Origin of the sequence: Brucella sp. JSBI001, assembly GCF_026014005.1 — a bacterium.
In the GTDB taxonomy this organism is placed as follows: domain Bacteria; phylum Pseudomonadota; class Alphaproteobacteria; order Rhizobiales; family Rhizobiaceae; genus Brucella; species Brucella anthropi.
Map to the genome: position 1 here is coordinate 4,573,064 of NZ_CP110339.1, position 16,047 is coordinate 4,589,110.

A 16,047-nucleotide genomic window follows, 5' to 3' on the forward strand; every position below is an offset into this window, starting at 1 on the left:
ACGAGATATTACAATGTCGGTACTAGCCCGAACTCGCGCGGCAATACACCATTGCCGCCAATGAATCAATATCAGGACAAGAAAATCGCCTCAGATACGACCCAGATGCGTGTCCTTGAAACCGGTTCCATATTTGAGACCGAAGCCAAGCGCGCGGTCGACGCCGATATGCACGGCCCAGATCAGTGCCATAGCGATGCAGATCTGCCAGTTCATCGCCCAGCCCAGAACTGCGAGAAGCACAATGCCGATCCAGCTATGGGCGATATTATAGACCACGGCGCCGGTGCGCGGCCCCTTCATATAGCCGAAGAAAGACAGATCGGGCGCCAGAATGAGCAGGGCGAAAAGCCACCAGCTTGCACCGCTGACCCAATAGGCTCCCAGCGCCAGCAGCGCGAGGGAAAGACTTTCGAGCCGCTGGATCAGGTTCATTTGCGTTTGCCCTCGCTATAGGCTTCCCAAAGATCGGGACGCCGTTCCTTCGTGATCCGTTCGGCCTGCTCATGCCGCCATTTATCGATTGCGCCATGATTGCCGGAGGTCAGGATTTCGGGAATGGGCCTATCTTCCCAAACCTGCGGACGGGTATAATGCGGATGTTCGAGCAGCCCGGTTTCAAAACTTTCCGTCTCTCCGGATTCGCGATTGCCCATCACACCCGGCAAAAGCCGCACGATTGCATCAAGCAAAACGATTGCCGCGGTTTCTCCACCCGACAGGATGTAATCGCCGATCGATACTTCCTCGAGATTGCGCGCCTCGATGACGCGCTCGTCCACACCCTCGAAGCGGCCACAAAGAATGATCGCGCCCGGTCCGTCGGCCAGTTCGCGCACGCGCTTCTGCGTTAGCGGCTTTCCGCGCGGGCTCATCAGCAGCGTCGGACGGCGACCGTCGGCAACCGAATCCAGCGCGCGGGCGATCACATCCGGCTTCATCACCATGCCAGCGCCACCACCGGATGGCGTGTCATCGACCATACGATGCTTGCCTTCCGCAAAATCGCGAATCTGCACCGCATCAAGCTGCCATTTGGCCTCGCTGAGTGCCTTACCTGCAAGCGAAGTGCCAAGGGGACCGGGAAACATTTCCGGATAAAGCGTCAGCACCGATGCATGAAAGAAGCCCGGCTCATCATCGACCCTTGAAACGTCGGTCATGACTTCTTCGGCTTTTTCTTTTCGTTCTGCGGGCGTTCATCCTCATCGTCGGCGATCAGTCCAGCGGCATAGGGCTCGACCAGCAGCGTGCCCTTGTCCAGATCGATTTCCGGTACGGCTGCCTCCGTGAAAGGAATAAGCATCGGGCGCTTGCCCTTTTCGCTGAGCTCGATGAGGTCGCCGCCACCGAAATCGAACAGGGCGCTCACCACGCCATAGGTCTTGCCTTCGGCATCCACCGCCAGCAAGCCGATCAGGTCGGTCTGGAAGAACTCATCTTCGTCCAGTTCGTCGTCCGGCAGCTGCGAACGATCAATGAAAAGTTCGGTCCCGTTCAGCGCTTCGGCGGCATTACGATCATTGATGCCCTTGAAGCGCACGACCACAACCGTCTTTGCAGGACGAGCTTCCAGAACCTCGTAACTCTTGCCCTGTTCGTCATAGAGCAGGCCGTATTCGGCAATTGCCAGCGGGTCGCCGGTAAAGGTCTTTACTCTCACTTCGCCACGCGTGCCATGGGCGGCACCAATGACGGCAAGCTGGATCGGGTTTTCTGGACGTGGCATTGCCAACCTTGTTTCTGCTGCTCGAATAGAACTATTTTTCGTTCAATAACCCTTTCGTCAGCGCAATTCACCTCAATTCGTAAGAATAGTGCTTTTCGTCCCACGAACAACCAGCCGGTAACCTATCGCTGGCAGACTGTCCGTCCATCCAGAATGAACGACCGGCTTGATTATGACAACGAACAGCGAATTTCTGATCCCTGCCCGCGCCGACCTCGCAGCGGCGCGTGAAGAATGGTTGAAGACGCTGAAGGATGCGCGCCGCCTGTCGGAAAACACACTCGAAGCCTATGAGCGCGACACGCGGCAGTTCCTCAATTTTCTGACTGGGCATCTGGGCGAACCGCCATCGCTGAAAGATGTTGGCAATCTACGGATCGCCGACCTGCGTTCGTTTCTGGCCAGCCGTCGCAATGAAGGCGTCGGTGCCCGCACGCTGGGCCGCGGGCTTGCCGGTGTGCGCTCGCTTTTACGCCATCTGGAAAAACGCGGCCTGGCCAATGCGGCAGGCGCAAGCGCCATGCGTGCGCCGCGCCAGCCGAAATCACTGCCGAAACCATTGACCGCCGAAGACGCCCGGCGCGTGGTTGCAGCCGATGGGCAAATGGCGGAGGAGCCATGGATTGCCGCGCGCAACGCAGCCGTCCTGACCTTGCTCTACGGTTGCGGCCTGCGCATTTCGGAAGCGCTCGGCCTGATGGGTGATGCGCTGTCTGACAGCACTGCCCGTTCGATCACCATTACGGGCAAGGGCAGCAAAGCGCGCCTCGTCCCGCTTCTGCCCATCGTGCATCGCGCCATTGCACAATATCGAACGCTTTGTCCGTTCGACCTTTCCGCCGACAAACCGCTTTTTCGAGGCGCCAAGGGCGGCGTGCTGCATGCTGCGATCATCCAGCGTGAAATGCAGAAACTGCGTGCTGGTCTCGGCCTGCCCGACAGCGCGACGCCGCATGCGCTGCGCCATTCCTTCGCCACCCACCTTCTGGGGCGAGGCGGTGATCTCAGGACCATCCAGGAGCTGCTTGGCCACGCAAGCCTCTCGACCACACAGGTCTATACCGGCGTGGATACCGAGCGACTGCTGGAAGTCTATGACAAGGCGCATCCGCGCGCTTGAGAAGTCGCTGGCATCGGCAAAAACCGCCCCTATATTACTCTCATGAAAAAGCTGCTTCTCGTTCTCCTCTATGCCTGTCTGGCAGGCACTGTCTCGGCCCGCGCCGACGATGCACCTGCTGCTTGCGCCGTGCACGGCATCAATCTCATTGACGGGTTGGAGGCAAAAGACCCGGCAAGTTGGCAGGAAATACAGCGCGAAGCCGATGCTGTACCCAATCGCAAAGGGCTTCTCTGGAAAATCGATAAAGACGGCGTCGAACCGTCCTATCTCTTTGGCACGATCCATCTTTCCGATCCGCGTGTTTTGACATTGCCGAAAGCTGCCGACGAGGCCTATCGGTCAGCAAGCACTGTCGTCATCGAAACGACGGATATTCTGGACCCGAAGGCTTTCCTGCGTCTCAAGCTCGAACAGCCCGACCTGCTGCTCTTCACTGATGGCAGCACCTTGAAGTCGCATATTCCGCCCGAGCGGCGGGAGGAGATCGAACAGAAGCTTGCAGAACGCGGTATCGTTCTCGACGCGGTTGCAAAAATGAAGCCGTGGGTGCTGACCAGCCTGCTCGCACTTCCAAAATGCGAGAGGGAGCGCAAAAACGATGGCGAGAAATCGCTTGATGAAAGGCTGGCTCTCGACGCACAGGCCGAGGGCCGCAGTGTTTTGGGCCTGGAAAGTGCAGCAGAACAACTGGTCGCGATGAACCGGATGCCGCTCGACTTCCATCTCCGCAATCTGGTGGCTACCGTCGACTATGGCGACAAGGTCGAGGATGCCATGGAGACCACGACCGCGCTCTACCTCAAGGGCGAGATTGGCATGATCATGCCGTCGCTCCGAAAGATCGTTCCCGACAGTCTTTCCGAAGCAGACTATGAACTATTTCTAAAATATCTCATTTCCGACCGTAATCAGGTCATGACGGATCGTGCCGTTCCGATCATCGACAAGGGAAATGCCTTTATTGCCGTCGGCGCCTGCATCTGCCGGGCAAGGACGGAATAATTGAACTGTTACGCGCAAAAGGCTATCGGGTGAGCTCACTATAAAACCTCTAAGCTAGAATATCGCTAGTCGGCTTTCAGATCGGTGATGCTGTTTTCAATGGCCGTTATATTGAGCTCGAGTTCGGCAATCTGTCTCAGTATCGATTTTCCCGGAAGCGCCTCTTCCCGTGCCGCTTCGTCGAGAAGCTTGAACTGTTCATCGCGCAGAAGCGAAGAGAGCTTTTCGAAGCGCTCAATGGTTTTCAGGTTCTCTTTCGACGGCATTATGTCATTCCTCAAATTTCGGCGTGGTTTACGATCGCTCTCAACGACCCGACCTCATCAATGATTTACAGTGATAAAGCCAAGATGGCCAGTTGATCGACCATAGTCCCTATTACCGGATCGCTTCCGTGATTGAATATACATATCAATGTGCAGTTTCGCTTGGGTTAATAGAATCCTCGCCGAATTGCATTGTATAGCTATTAATTCATAGCTCTTCTTATATTAGATTTCTTGGAACTAAGCGCTCTTTCTCGCATTGATATACACCGGGTTTGTTATCGCAACGCATGACAACACACATTTGAGGCGGTCGGAGCACAGATTGGCTCATGTATGACCGCAAATGCCCGGCCAACCGTCATTTCCCAAACGTCGCTTCGATGACGAAAGGGACCATTGGAGGAGCCCGTTATGGTTGATCCCCTTGATCCACGAAATAGCGACCCGCGCACAACTTCCGATCCGCGCCTGTCAGACCCTTCCGGAATGCCGCCACCTCCGCCCCCGCGCGGCGGAAGTGGCTATCTGCTTGGTGCGGTGCTTCTGGCAGCGATCATTATCCTCGCTTACTTCTTCTACCGGAATGGCAGTGGAACGGATACTGCGGCTCCACCTCCTCCGCCGCCGACGACACAGAGTGAGCCTGCCACACCGGCTCCAGCCCCACCGGCACAAAATTAAGCATTAACGAAAAAGGCCCGCATCAGCGGGCCTTTTTATAATCATATGGTTGCAGCCAATTACATATGGATCGGCTTGGCAAAGGTCGCCAATGCGGATTCGCGCACAGCTTCCGACATGGTCGGGTGGGCATGGCAGGTGCGTGCCAGATCTTCCGACGAGCCGCCAAACTCCATCAGAACAGCCAGTTCGTGGATCATTTCACCGGCATTATAGCCGAGGATATGAGCGCCCAGAACGCGATCCGTTGCCTTGTCAGCAAGGATTTTCACGAAGCCGTCTGTGTGCAGCATGGCGCGTGCACGACCATTGGCCGTGAACGGGAACTTGCCCACCTTGTAGTCGATACCGGCGGCCTTCAGTTCTTCTTCGGTCTTGCCGACCGAAGCGACTTCCGGCTGCGTATAAACCACACTCGGAATGACATCGAAATTCACGTGACCGGCCTGACCGGCAATGATTTCGGCAACCGCAATGCCTTCGTCTTCGGCCTTGTGCGCCAGCATCGGACCCTGCACCACGTCGCCGATGGCATAGATGCCTTCGACATTGGTGCGCCAATGGTCGTCGATTGCAACACGGCCACGATCATCGATATTCACGCCCGCTTCCTGAAGGCCAAGACCGTCCGTGTAAGGACGACGGCCGGTCGCGATCAGAACCGCATCTGCTTCAAGTGTCTCTGCATTACCGCCCTTCACCGGTTCGAAGGTCACTTTCGCTCCCCCGGAACCTGATTTGCCGGCTTTCTCTACGCCCGTCACCTTCGCGCCGAGCTTGAAGGCAATGCCCTGCTTTTCGAGCAGGCGCTGGAACTGCTTCGACACTTCGCCATCCATGGGCCCGAGCACCTTGTCGAGATATTCGACGACCGTGACCTTCGCACCAAGACGCGCCCAGACGGAACCAAGTTCCAGACCGATCACGCCGCCGCCGACAACGATCAGGCTGCCCGGAACCTTGTCGAAGGAAAGCGCGCCAGTCGAGGAAACGATGACTTTCTCATCAATATCGACCTTGACGCCCGGAATGCCCGCAACATCGGAACCGGTAGCAATGATGATGTTCTTTGCTTCGATTTCCTCGACCTTGCCGTCTTCGGCGGTCACAGAAACCTTGCCCTTGCCAACGATCTTGCCAGTGCCGATGAAGGCCGTGATCTTGTTCTTCTTGAACAGGAATTCAACGCCCGTGACATTGGCCTTTACGGTCGTGTCCTTGTGCGCCAGCATCTTTCCCAGATTGAGCTTCGGCGTCACTTCCACGCCGAGCGTGTCGAAGGAGTGACCGGCTTCAGCAAAAACTTCCGACGCATGCAGAAGTGCCTTGGAGGGAATGCAGCCGATATTCAGGCAGGTGCCACCGAAGGTCTTGCGCTTCTCCACAACAGCAACGGAAAGACCAAGCTGTGCAGCCTTGATCGCGGCGACATAACCGCCAGGGCCCGTACCGATGACAACCACATCGTATGACATTGAACTATCCTTCTTCAGTCTGTCCTGAACTTTTTTCGAACGCCCCGTTCATCCGGGCCCGTTCTCTCATTCGAAATTATTCACATGCAACCGGTGCCTACAGGGTGCCGGCTATTCCTCGTCTGGTGAACATCCCTGAAAACGGAATGCTTCCCACTGAAGCGGCTTTTCAGGTTTCGCCGCTCCAAAATCATAACCATCAAGCGCCGTCACCAGATCAGGCAGCAGGATTGCCTGCGCCGCCGGTTCTTCCGCCTTGGGCAGGACATCGGCTTCCGCGCCTTCCTTCAGCGCATAGATGACGCTCTGCCAGATACTGCAATCGTCGAGATCTTCCGGATTGGAACCATCGCCCTTGCAGTTGAAGGTCAGCAACGCATAAGGACGCGCCACGCCTTCTTCCGGCCAGATCACCATGCCGCTCAGCTTGAACTCGGGCTTGTCATTGGCCGTAATGGTGAACTCGTTCGTCGGCGCCGGTGACATTTTCAGGTCGTTCGGCTGCTCCGGGCGGAAGGTTAGCGTATAAGCATCGTCGCGATCGCGATAAATCGCCCGATTCTGGGTGCAGGCCGCCTGAACCGCAGTTGAGAACACGGTGAGCGCAAGCACCGAAGCGGCGGCGGTCCTGAAAAGCTTGTTTGCAGCGTGCATCTGTCGGTTCTCCCTGAATGTTCCGGTTGAGCGTTTCCGGCAGCGAATCGAGGTTCAGCAAAACTGAACCTGTTGCTTCTTACATAGCCTTTTCGGTGGCAAGTTTAAGCCCCAGCGCGATGAAGACAACACCACTGGCCCGATCAATCCATTTCGAGGCGCGCGAGAAAGCCGCCCGCATCTTCGGCGTCGTCATGAAAAGGCTGACGCCAACAAACCAGGAAATGAGCGCCGTCGCCATCACGACACCGTAACCGAGCTTCACCTCAGTCGGCGTATGGGCATGAACGACCGTCGAGAAAATCGACAGAAAGAAGAACACGGCCTTTGGGTTCAGCGCATTGGCGGCAAAGCCGAGGCCGAATGCCTTGGCAAAGCTCTGCTGCTTGCGCGGTTCCTTCGGCGTTGCGTCCACGTCGATCTTTGTGGTTCCAGCCCGCAGCGCCTTGATGCCGATATAGAACAGATAGGCCACACCGCACCATTTGACGATATTGAACAGATAGATCGACTTGGAAATGATGAGCCCGAGGCCCAAAACCGTGTAAGTCACATGCATCATCAGGGCGGCGCCGATGCCGAAGCTCGTGATGATCGCCTCGCGGCGGCCATGCAGCAGCGATTGCCGGATGACCATGGCGAGATCGGCGCCGGGGGAAACAATGGCAAAGACGAAAATCGCCATCAGGGATGCAAGTTCGAACAGATAGGGATGCATCGTGTTTCCTTCATTGCGCGTGTTTCACGCGCAGGCTGTCATCACAGAACCAAAGCCAGAAGCATGATACCGAGCCCCACCAGACTAATGAGCCAGACGAAGGAACGGAAATAGGGAATGCCCGCCAGATAAAGCGGGATATAGACGATGCGACCGAAAAACCAGAGCCACGCCCCGAGAATACCCCAGCCGGACGGATCGCCTTTCAGCACGAGCGCCAGCGCCAGACCGATGAAAGCCGGATAGGTCTCGCGAAAATTGGCGGAGGCCCGTTCCGCGCGCCCGGCAAATTTGCCGGAGGGTTTCAAACCCTCGTCGCGCGGACCGGCATTCCATCGAGAGCCAAGTTCCTTCGTCGCCGCAAAGCCCTGCAGGAGGATATGAACCACCAGCAGGACAACGCTCAAGCCGACCAACGGCAGAAACGGGGATGCGGAGAAGACGCCCTGCTCCATCGTTCGTCCTTAGAGATCGAGAACCAGACGTTCCGGATCTTCCAGGCTTTCCTTGACGCGCACGAGGAATGTCACCGCTTCCTTGCCGTCCACAATGCGGTGATCGTAGGAAAGCGCCAGATACATCATCGGACGGATGACAATCTGACCGCCCACGACAACCGGACGTTCCTGAATCTTGTGCATGCCGAGGATACCCGACTGCGGAGCGTTCAGGATCGGTGAGGACATCAGCGAACCGTACACACCGCCATTGGTGATGGTGAACGTGCCGCCCTGCATGTCAGCGACCGAAAGCGTGCCGTCGCGTGCTGCCTTGGCAAGACGTCCCAGTTCCTTTTCAACGCCTGCAATCGAAAGCTGGTCGGCGTCACGGATGACCGGAACCACAAGGCCCTTGTCCGTGCCGACGGCCATGCCGACATGGGCGAAGTTCTTGTAGATGATGTCTGTACCGTCGATCTCGGCATTAACAGCCGGGATTTCCTTCAGCGCATGGGTTACGGCCTTGGTGAAAAAGCCCATGAAGCCGAGCTTCACGCCATGCTTCTTTTCGAAGACGTCCTTGTACTTGGTGCGCAGTTCCATCACCGCAGACATGTCGACTTCGTTATAAGTCGTCAGCATGGCGGCGGTGTTCTGGGCATCCTTCAGACGCTTGGCGATGGTCTGGCGCAAACGGGTCATCTTCACGCGTTCTTCGCGCGATACGTCGCCAGCCGACGATGCCGGACGGGCAGCGGCCGGTGCGGCCGGAGCCGGAGCAGCGGAAACACCCTTGGCGATAGCGTCGAGCACGTCGCCCTTCAGCACCTGACCGCGCTTGCCGGAACCGTCCACCTGATCGGCGGAGAGGTTATTTTCAGCAAGCAGCTTGGAGGCAGCCGGGGCAGGCTGCATAGCCGGGCCCGACGAAGCCGAAGCGACAGGTGCTGCTGCCGGTGCGGCAGCAGGCTTGGCTTCTTCCTTCTTCGCAGCAGGAGCCGCAGCGACGGCAGCGCCATCGGTGGAAATCTGGCCGAGAAGCGCATTGACCTCGACAGTGTCGCCTTCCTTGGCCGTGATTTCAGCCAATACGCCAGCAGCAGCAGCCGGAACTTCCACTGTCACCTTGTCGGTTTCCAGTTCCACCAGCGGTTCATCGATGGCGATGGCGTCGCCGACCTTCTTGAACCATTTTCCGATGGTTGCCTCAGTAACGGACTCCCCAAGCGTGGGAACGCGAATTTCGGTGGCCATGGTTTCTTCTTCCGTTGATCTTCAAACTTTAGATTTTGTGTTCAATTCAGGTTGGAGCAGTTCCGAAAAACTGCTCCAGAACTCTAACCCGGATCAGTTACCGAGCGCATCCTCAAGGAAAGCGGCGAGCTGCGCAAGATGCTTCGACATCAGACCCGTTGCAGGCGATGCTGCCGCCGGACGGCCTGCATAGCGCACGCGCTGATGCTTGGCGTCGATATGAGCCAGCACCCATTCCAGATACGGGTCGATGAACGACCATGCGCCCATGTTCTTCGGCTCTTCCTGACACCAGACCATTTCCGCATGGCGGAAGCGTGACAGCTCATTGATGAGTGCCTTGGCCGGAAACGGATAAAGCTGTTCGACACGCAGCAGGTAGACGTCATCGATGCCACGCTTTTCACGCTCTTCGTAAAGATCGTAATAGACCTTGCCCGAGCAGAGAACGACGCGACGGATCTTTGCATCCTTCTGGAGCTTGATGCCTTCGTCCTTGTTGTACTGCGCATCGTCCCACAGCAGACGGTGGAACGAGGATTCGCCCGACAGTTCGTTGAGGGTCGAAACGGCACGCTTGTGACGCAGCAGCGACTTCGGCGTCATCATGATGAGCGGCTTGCGGAAGTCGCGCTTCATCTGGCGGCGCAGAATATGGAAGTAGTTAGCCGGCGTCGTAACGTTGGCCACCTGCATGTTGTCTTCCGCACACATCTGCAACCAGCGTTCCAGACGAGCCGAGGAGTGTTCCGGACCCTGACCTTCATAGCCGTGCGGCAGAAGGCAGACGAGACCGGACATGCGCAGCCACTTGCGTTCGCCCGACGAGATGAACTGGTCGAACACGACCTGTGCACCATTGGCGAAATCGCCGAACTGGGCTTCCCACAGAACCAGAGCGCGCGGGTCGGACAGCGAATAGCCGTATTCGTAGCCCAGCACTGCTTCTTCCGAGAGCATCGAGTTGATGGCCTCGTAGATCGCCTGACCCTTCTGGATATTGTTGAGCGGAATGTAGCGGTTCTGGGTTTCCTGATCGTAGAGAACCGTGTGACGCTGCGAGAAGGTGCCGCGTTCGACGTCCTGACCGGACAGGCGGATCGGGCTGCCTTCAGCAACCAGCGAACCGAATGCCAGCGATTCAGCCGTCGCCCAATCGATCCCTTCGCCCGTTTCCATCATCTTGGCACGGTTGTCGAGGAAGCGCTGGATCGTGCGATGGACGTGGAAGTCCTTCGGTACTTCAACCAGCTTCTTGCCGATTTCCTTGAGCGTCTTCATCGGTACGGCAGTCTTGCCGCGACGCTGTTCGTCGGCATTGTCCGCGGTGCGCAGGCCAGCCCAAGCGCCGTCCAGCCAGTCGGCCTTGTTTGGCTTGTAGCTCTGTCCGGCGTCGAATTCGGTTTCCAGATTTTCGCGCCACTGCGCTTTCATCTGGTCGATTTCTTCCTGCTTGATCAGGCCTTCAGCAATCAGCTTGTCGCTGTAGAGCTGAACCGTGGTCTTGTGTGCACGGATCGCCTTGTACATCAACGGCTGGGTGAAGGACGGCTCGTCGCCTTCGTTGTGACCGAAGCGGCGATAGCAGAACATGTCGATGACCACCGGCTTGTGGAAGGTCATGCGGAATTCGGTCGCAACCTTGGCAGCGAACACCACGGCTTCCGGATCGTCGCCATTGACGTGGAAGATCGGCGCTTCGATCATCTTCGCAACATCCGACGGATAAGGCGACGAACGCGAGAAGGCCGGATTGGTGGTGAAACCGATCTGGTTGTTGATGATGAAATGCAGCGTACCGGCGACGCGGTGCCCCTTCAGGCCCGAAAGGCCAAGGCACTCGGCCACAACACCCTGACCGGCAAAGGCAGCATCGCCATGCAGGAGCAGCGGCAAAACCTTGGCGCGCGTTGCAAGCGGAACCATGTCGTCACGGGTGCGACCAGCCAGCAGGTCCTGCTTGGCACGGGCCTTGCCCATCACGACGGGGTTGACGATTTCGAGGTGCGACGGGTTGGCGGTCAGCGACAGGTGGACCTTGTTGCCGTCGAATTCACGGTCCGACGAAGCGCCCAGATGATACTTCACGTCGCCCGAGCCTTCCACGTCGTCCGGTGCATAGGAGCCGCCCTTGAATTCGTGGAAGATGGCGCGGTGCGGCTTGCCCATGACCTGGCTAAGCACGTTCAGACGGCCACGATGGGCCATGCCGAAGATGATTTCCTTGACGCCCATGGCGCCGCCGCGCTTGACGATCTGCTCAAGGGCCGGGATCAGCGATTCACCGCCATCGAGGCCGAAACGCTTGGTGCCCTTGTATTTGACGTCGATGAACTGCTCGAAGCCTTCCGCTTCGATCAGCTTCGACAGGATGGCCTTCTTGCCTTCCGGCGTGAAAGCAACCTTTTTATCCGGACCTTCGATGCGTTCCTGAATCCAGGCTTTTTCAGCCGGATCGGAGATATGCATGAATTCGACGCCGATCGTGCCACAGTAGGTACGCTTCAGAATGTCGAGCATTTCCGGCACGGTCGCATATTCGAGGCCGAGCACGTTGTCGATAAAGATCTTGCGGTTGTAGTCGGCAGGCGTGAAACCGTAGTTTTCCGGCTCCAGCTCATTATAGTCGTTCGGCTTTTCGGAGAGACCGAGCGGATCGAGATTGGCGTGCAGATGGCCACGCATGCGGTAGGCGCGGATCATCATGATGGCGCGAACGCTGTCGCGTGCAGCCTGCGTAATCTCTTCGCTGGTAAGAGCCGCGCCGGTAGCACCCTTCGCTTCGCCCTTTGCAGCCTTACCTTTCAGCTTGTCGGTGACGTGCTTTTCAACTTCAGCCCAGTTGCCATCGAGCGCGGAAATCAGTTCGCCATTGGCTGCAATCGGCCAGTTTTTCCTGGTCCAGGACGCGCCTTCAGCGTTTTTCTTCACATCGTCGGCATTGTCGCCCAGCTTCGCGAAGAAATCGCGCCACTGCGGATCGACCGAATTCGGATCGTCCTCATACTTGGCGTACAGCTCCTCAATATAGTCGGCATTGCCGCCATAGAGGAATGAGGTAAGGGCGAAAACGTCGTTGGCTTGTTCTTGCCTTGCCATAGCCTATCCGGAGCAGCGCTCCGTCTCCTTGTCAGTGGCTCATCTTGCGCGGGCCGGAAGTTCGAAACTTCATCCCTCACGCCGCCGGGGAGGAACCGCTACAGACCCCGGCATGACTAAACTCTACGCGTCGGAACGGATATCCGTCCCTCTAAGCCGGATCACATGACCCGTTGTTATGCTAAACCCGGCAGCGGCTTTCGCCGCCGCCGGGATATTCAGACCGATACGCGATCTCAGCCCTTGAGGACTTCGACCAGCGTCTTGCCGAGCTGCGCCGGCGACGGCGACACGCGAATGCCGGCCGATTCCATGGCAGCAATCTTGTCTTCCGCGCCGCCCTTGCCGCCGGAGATCACGGCGCCAGCATGGCCCATGGTGCGTCCGGCAGGAGCTGTACGGCCAGCGATGAAGCCGACCATCGGCTTCTTGCGACCGCGCTTGGCTTCGTCCTTGAGGAACTGGGCCGCATCTTCTTCAGCCGAACCACCGATTTCACCGATCATGACGATCGACTTGGTTTCGTCGTCAGCCAGGAACATTTCCAGCACGTCGATGAACTCGGTGCCCTTCACCGGATCACCGCCGATACCGACAGCAGTGGTCTGGCCGAGGCCTTCGTTCGAGGTCTGGAACACTGCTTCATAGGTAAGCGTGCCGGAGCGGGAAACAACACCCACCGAACCCTTCTTGAAGATATTGCCCGGCATGATGCCGATCTTGCATTCTTCAGGGGTCAGGATGCCCGGGCAGTTCGGTCCGAGCAGGCGCGACTTCGAGCGTTCCAGACGCTCCTTGACGCGAACCATGTCCATGACCGGAATGCCTTCGGTGATGCAGACGATGAACGGGATTTCAGCTTCGATGGCTTCGATGATCGCATCGGCAGCACCTGCTGGCGGAACGTAGATCACCGATGCGTCTGCACCTGTGCGTTCCTTGGCTTCGGCAACGGTTGCGAAGATCGGAAGCTTTTCGCCCTTCTGGCCTTCCCAGGTTTCGCCACCCTTCTTCGGATGGATACCGCCGACCATCTGCGTGCCGTAGTAGGCAAGCGCCTGTTCGGTGTGGAAGGTGCCGGTCTTGCCGGTCAGGCCCTGTACGAGAACCTTGGTGTCCTTGTTGACGAGAATGGACATGCCTTAATTCCCCTTCACTGCAGCGACGATCTTCTGCGCCGCATCGTCGAGATCGTCGGCCGAAATGACGTTCAGGCCGCTCTCGTTGATGATCTTCTTGCCGAGTTCGACATTGGTGCCTTCGAGACGGACAACCAGAGGAACCTTGAGGCCGACTTCCTTGACCGCAGCGATCACGCCTTCGGCAATGACGTCGCACTTCATGATGCCACCGAAGATGTTGACCAGAATGCCCTGGACAGCCGGATCAGCGGTGATGATCTTGAACGCAGCCGTCACCTTCTCCTTGGAAGCGCCGCCACCAACGTCGAGGAAGTTGGCAGGTTCTGCACCGTAGAGCTTGATGATGTCCATCGTTGCCATGGCAAGGCCTGCGCCGTTGACCATGCAGCCGATATTGCCGTCGAGAGCCACGTAAGCGAGATCGTACTTGGAAGCTTCGATCTCTTTTTCGTCTTCTTCCGACAGATCGCGCAGTTCCTGAATGTCAGGATGACGGAACAGCGCATTGCCGTCGAACGATACCTTGGCGTCGAGAACGCGCACGCGGCCATCGGTCATGACGATCAGCGGGTTGATCTCGAGAAGGCTCATGTCCTTTTCGGTGAACGCCTTGTAGAGGATCGGGAACAGCTTGACGCCGTCTTCGCGAGCCTGACCTTCAAGCTTCAGCGCGTCGGCGAGCTTGCTGGCGTCTTCGTCCGTTACGCCCTTGGCCGGATCGATGGCGACAGTCACGATCTTTTCAGGGGTTTCTTCGGCAACGGCTTCGATGTCCATGCCGCCTTCGGTCGAAACGACGAAAGCCGGACGACCAACGGTGCGGTCGATCAGGATCGAGAGATAGAGTTCGCGATCGATGTCGGCGCCGTCCTCGATGTAAAGACGGTTGACCTGCTTGCCGGCAGGGCCGGTCTGCTTGGTGACGAGCGTGTTGCCGAGCATTTCCTTCGCATTGGCAACCACTTCCTCAACCGACTTGGCGAGGCGCACGCCGCCCTTTGCATCGGCTGGCAGTTCCTTGAACTTGCCCTTGCCGCGTCCACCAGCATGGATCTGGCTCTTGACGACATAAAGCGGTCCGGGAAGCGTCTTTGCCCATTCTTCCGCCTGTTCGACGGAATAGACAGCCACACCATTGGCGATCGGTGCGCCGTAGGTGTGAAGCAGGCGCTTGGCCTGGTATTCGTGAATATTCATCTGGTTGTCCTCTACGGATTCCCGACCGATTCAGCGAGCCGGTACGACCCGAATCTTCGACCGATAATTGACAGCCGGAAAAGGCCGGAGCCGCACAAATGCGACAATCCGGCCTTGCCTGGAATTTTACTTCAGCGACGGAGCGATGCCGATGCAGGCTTCGCAAAGACCGGCGACCGAAGCCACCGACTTGTCGAATTCAGCCTTTTCGTTCTTGTCGAGATCAATTTCAATGATGCGCTCGACGCCATTGGCACCGATCACGGTCGGCACGCCGACATACATGTCCTTGACGCCGTACTGGCCCGTAAGCTGGGCAGCAACCGGCAGGACGCGCTTCTTGTCCTTGAGGTAGGATTCAGCCATCTGGATGGCCGATGCAGCCGGAGCGTAGAAAGCCGAGCCGGTCTTGAGCAGGCCGACGATTTCCGCGCCGCCGTCACGGGTGCGCTGGATGATCTTGTCGAGCTTGTCCTGGCTGGTCCAGCCCATCTTGACGAGATCCGGCAGCGGGATACCGGCAACGGTCGAGTAACGGGCCAGCGGAACCATGCTGTCGCCGTGGCCGCCCAGCACGAATGCCGTGACGTCTTCAACCGAAACGTTGAACTCTTCCGAGAGGAAATAACGGAAGCGGGCGCTGTCGAGAACGCCAGCCATGCCGACAACCTTGTGCGCCGGAAGACCGGAGAACTTCTGCAGCGCCCAGACCATGGCGTCCAGCGGGTTGGTGATGCAGATGACGAAAGCTTCAGGGGCGTATTTCTTGATACCTGCGCCAACCTGTTCCATCACCTTGAGGTTGATGCCCAGAAGGTCGTCGCGGCTCATGCCCGGCTTGCGCGGCACGCCTGCGGTCACGATGACAACGTCTGCGCCTTCAATTGCTGCGTAGTCGTTGGCGCCGGTGTATTTCGCATCAAAACCGTCAACCGGAGAAGATTCGGCGATATCCAGTCCCTTACCCTGCGGGATGCCTTCCGCAATGTCGAAAAGGACGACGTCGCCGAGTTCCTTCAGACCAGCCAGATGGGCGAGCGTGCCGCCGATCATGCCGGAGCCGATGAGGGCAATCTTGTTGCGTGCCATGATTGTTTCTTTCCTCACTTTTGATCCAGAGACGCATCAAGCCATCCGGAATCCTCGCCGGAAACGCTCAAGCGTTGGAACTGCGAGATAGGACTCTTTGGCGATAAACTCAACTCATTATTTTGCGACTAATGTTTTCAATCGGTTAGAATTAATAGTTCTTACGTAAACGTAA

At 57.6% G+C, this 16,047-nt stretch carries 15 protein-coding genes and 1 pseudogene; 3 read left to right on the forward strand and 13 right to left on the reverse strand.

Annotated features, from left to right (window positions below):
* Positions 1 to 90 precede the first annotated feature (90 nt).
* Genes LJ361_RS21920 through rimM form a run of 3 tightly spaced genes read right to left on the reverse strand, consistent with a single transcriptional unit; the run spans position 91 to position 1,729 of the window.
* Positions 91 to 435 carry a DUF4260 domain-containing protein gene (locus LJ361_RS21920; protein WP_010657580.1) on the reverse strand — a complete coding sequence of 115 codons (345 nt, stop codon included), beginning with the start codon at positions 433 to 435 and terminating at the stop codon, positions 91 to 93.
* Positions 432 to 1,163 (reverse strand): tRNA (guanosine(37)-N1)-methyltransferase TrmD, encoded by a 732-nt coding sequence (trmD, locus tag LJ361_RS21925; RefSeq protein ID WP_029929674.1) that lies wholly within the window; start codon positions 1,161 to 1,163, stop codon positions 432 to 434. Before trmD ends, LJ361_RS21920 begins: the two co-directional genes overlap by 4 nt.
* Positions 1,160 to 1,729, reverse strand: a complete 570-nt coding sequence (gene rimM, locus LJ361_RS21930) for a ribosome maturation factor RimM (protein WP_010657582.1) — start codon at positions 1,727 to 1,729, stop codon at positions 1,160 to 1,162. The genes trmD and rimM overlap by 4 nt, the downstream gene beginning before the upstream one ends.
* Before the next feature lie 172 nt (positions 1,730 to 1,901).
* Between rimM and LJ361_RS21935 the strand changes: the two genes are divergently transcribed.
* The gene (locus LJ361_RS21935) at positions 1,902 to 2,849 is read left to right on the forward strand and encodes a tyrosine recombinase XerC (RefSeq protein WP_010657583.1); all 948 of its coding nucleotides are present in this window, start codon (positions 1,902 to 1,904) and stop codon (positions 2,847 to 2,849) included.
* A gap of 42 nt (positions 2,850 to 2,891) precedes the next feature.
* Positions 2,892 to 3,898: pseudogene (locus LJ361_RS21940) on the forward strand (TraB/GumN family protein).
* A 21-nt stretch (positions 3,899 to 3,919) separates the two neighbouring features.
* Here the strand turns inward: LJ361_RS21940 and LJ361_RS21945 are convergent.
* On the reverse strand, positions 3,920 to 4,120 hold the full coding sequence (locus tag LJ361_RS21945; RefSeq protein WP_010657585.1) for a hypothetical protein: 201 nt from the start codon (positions 4,118 to 4,120) through the stop codon (positions 3,920 to 3,922).
* A gap of 414 nt (positions 4,121 to 4,534) precedes the next feature.
* Between LJ361_RS21945 and LJ361_RS21950 the strand changes: the two genes are divergently transcribed.
* Entirely contained in the window at positions 4,535 to 4,804 is a 270-nt protein-coding gene (locus LJ361_RS21950) for a hypothetical protein (protein WP_010657586.1), read from the forward strand.
* 59 nt (positions 4,805 to 4,863) lie between these two features.
* Here LJ361_RS21950 and lpdA read toward each other — a convergent pair whose 3' ends face one another.
* The 9 genes from lpdA to mdh form a co-directional block, all read right to left on the reverse strand.
* Entirely contained in the window at positions 4,864 to 6,279 is a 1,416-nt protein-coding gene (gene lpdA, locus LJ361_RS21955) for a dihydrolipoyl dehydrogenase (RefSeq protein WP_010657587.1), read from the reverse strand.
* A gap of 111 nt (positions 6,280 to 6,390) precedes the next feature.
* Positions 6,391 to 6,933: a hypothetical protein gene (locus LJ361_RS21960; protein ID WP_010657588.1), complete on the reverse strand. Its 543-nt coding sequence runs from the start codon at positions 6,931 to 6,933 to the stop codon at positions 6,391 to 6,393.
* A 79-nt stretch (positions 6,934 to 7,012) separates the two neighbouring features.
* On the reverse strand, positions 7,013 to 7,651 hold the full coding sequence (locus LJ361_RS21965) for a LysE family translocator (protein ID WP_010657589.1): 639 nt from the start codon (positions 7,649 to 7,651) through the stop codon (positions 7,013 to 7,015).
* Positions 7,652 to 7,692: 41 nt separating this feature from the next.
* On the reverse strand, positions 7,693 to 8,106 hold the full coding sequence (locus LJ361_RS21970) for an MAPEG family protein (RefSeq protein ID WP_010657590.1): 414 nt from the start codon (positions 8,104 to 8,106) through the stop codon (positions 7,693 to 7,695).
* 9 nt (positions 8,107 to 8,115) lie between these two features.
* Positions 8,116 to 9,345, reverse strand: coding sequence for a 2-oxoglutarate dehydrogenase complex dihydrolipoyllysine-residue succinyltransferase (gene odhB / locus LJ361_RS21975; protein WP_010657591.1), 1,230 nt, complete (start codon positions 9,343 to 9,345; stop codon positions 8,116 to 8,118).
* Positions 9,346 to 9,438: 93 nt separating this feature from the next.
* On the reverse strand, positions 9,439 to 12,444 hold the full coding sequence (locus LJ361_RS21980; RefSeq protein WP_010657592.1) for a 2-oxoglutarate dehydrogenase E1 component: 3,006 nt from the start codon (positions 12,442 to 12,444) through the stop codon (positions 9,439 to 9,441).
* A gap of 236 nt (positions 12,445 to 12,680) precedes the next feature.
* A complete protein-coding gene (sucD, locus tag LJ361_RS21985; RefSeq protein ID WP_010657593.1) occupies positions 12,681 to 13,583 on the reverse strand; it encodes a succinate--CoA ligase subunit alpha in 903 nt (300 codons plus the stop codon).
* Positions 13,584 to 13,586: 3 nt separating this feature from the next.
* Positions 13,587 to 14,783 (reverse strand): ADP-forming succinate--CoA ligase subunit beta, encoded by a 1,197-nt coding sequence (sucC, locus tag LJ361_RS21990; RefSeq protein WP_010657594.1) that lies wholly within the window; start codon positions 14,781 to 14,783, stop codon positions 13,587 to 13,589.
* Positions 14,784 to 14,909: 126 nt separating this feature from the next.
* A complete protein-coding gene (mdh, locus tag LJ361_RS21995) occupies positions 14,910 to 15,872 on the reverse strand; it encodes a malate dehydrogenase (protein WP_010657595.1) in 963 nt (320 codons plus the stop codon).
* Positions 15,873 to 16,047: the final 175 nt, after the last annotated feature.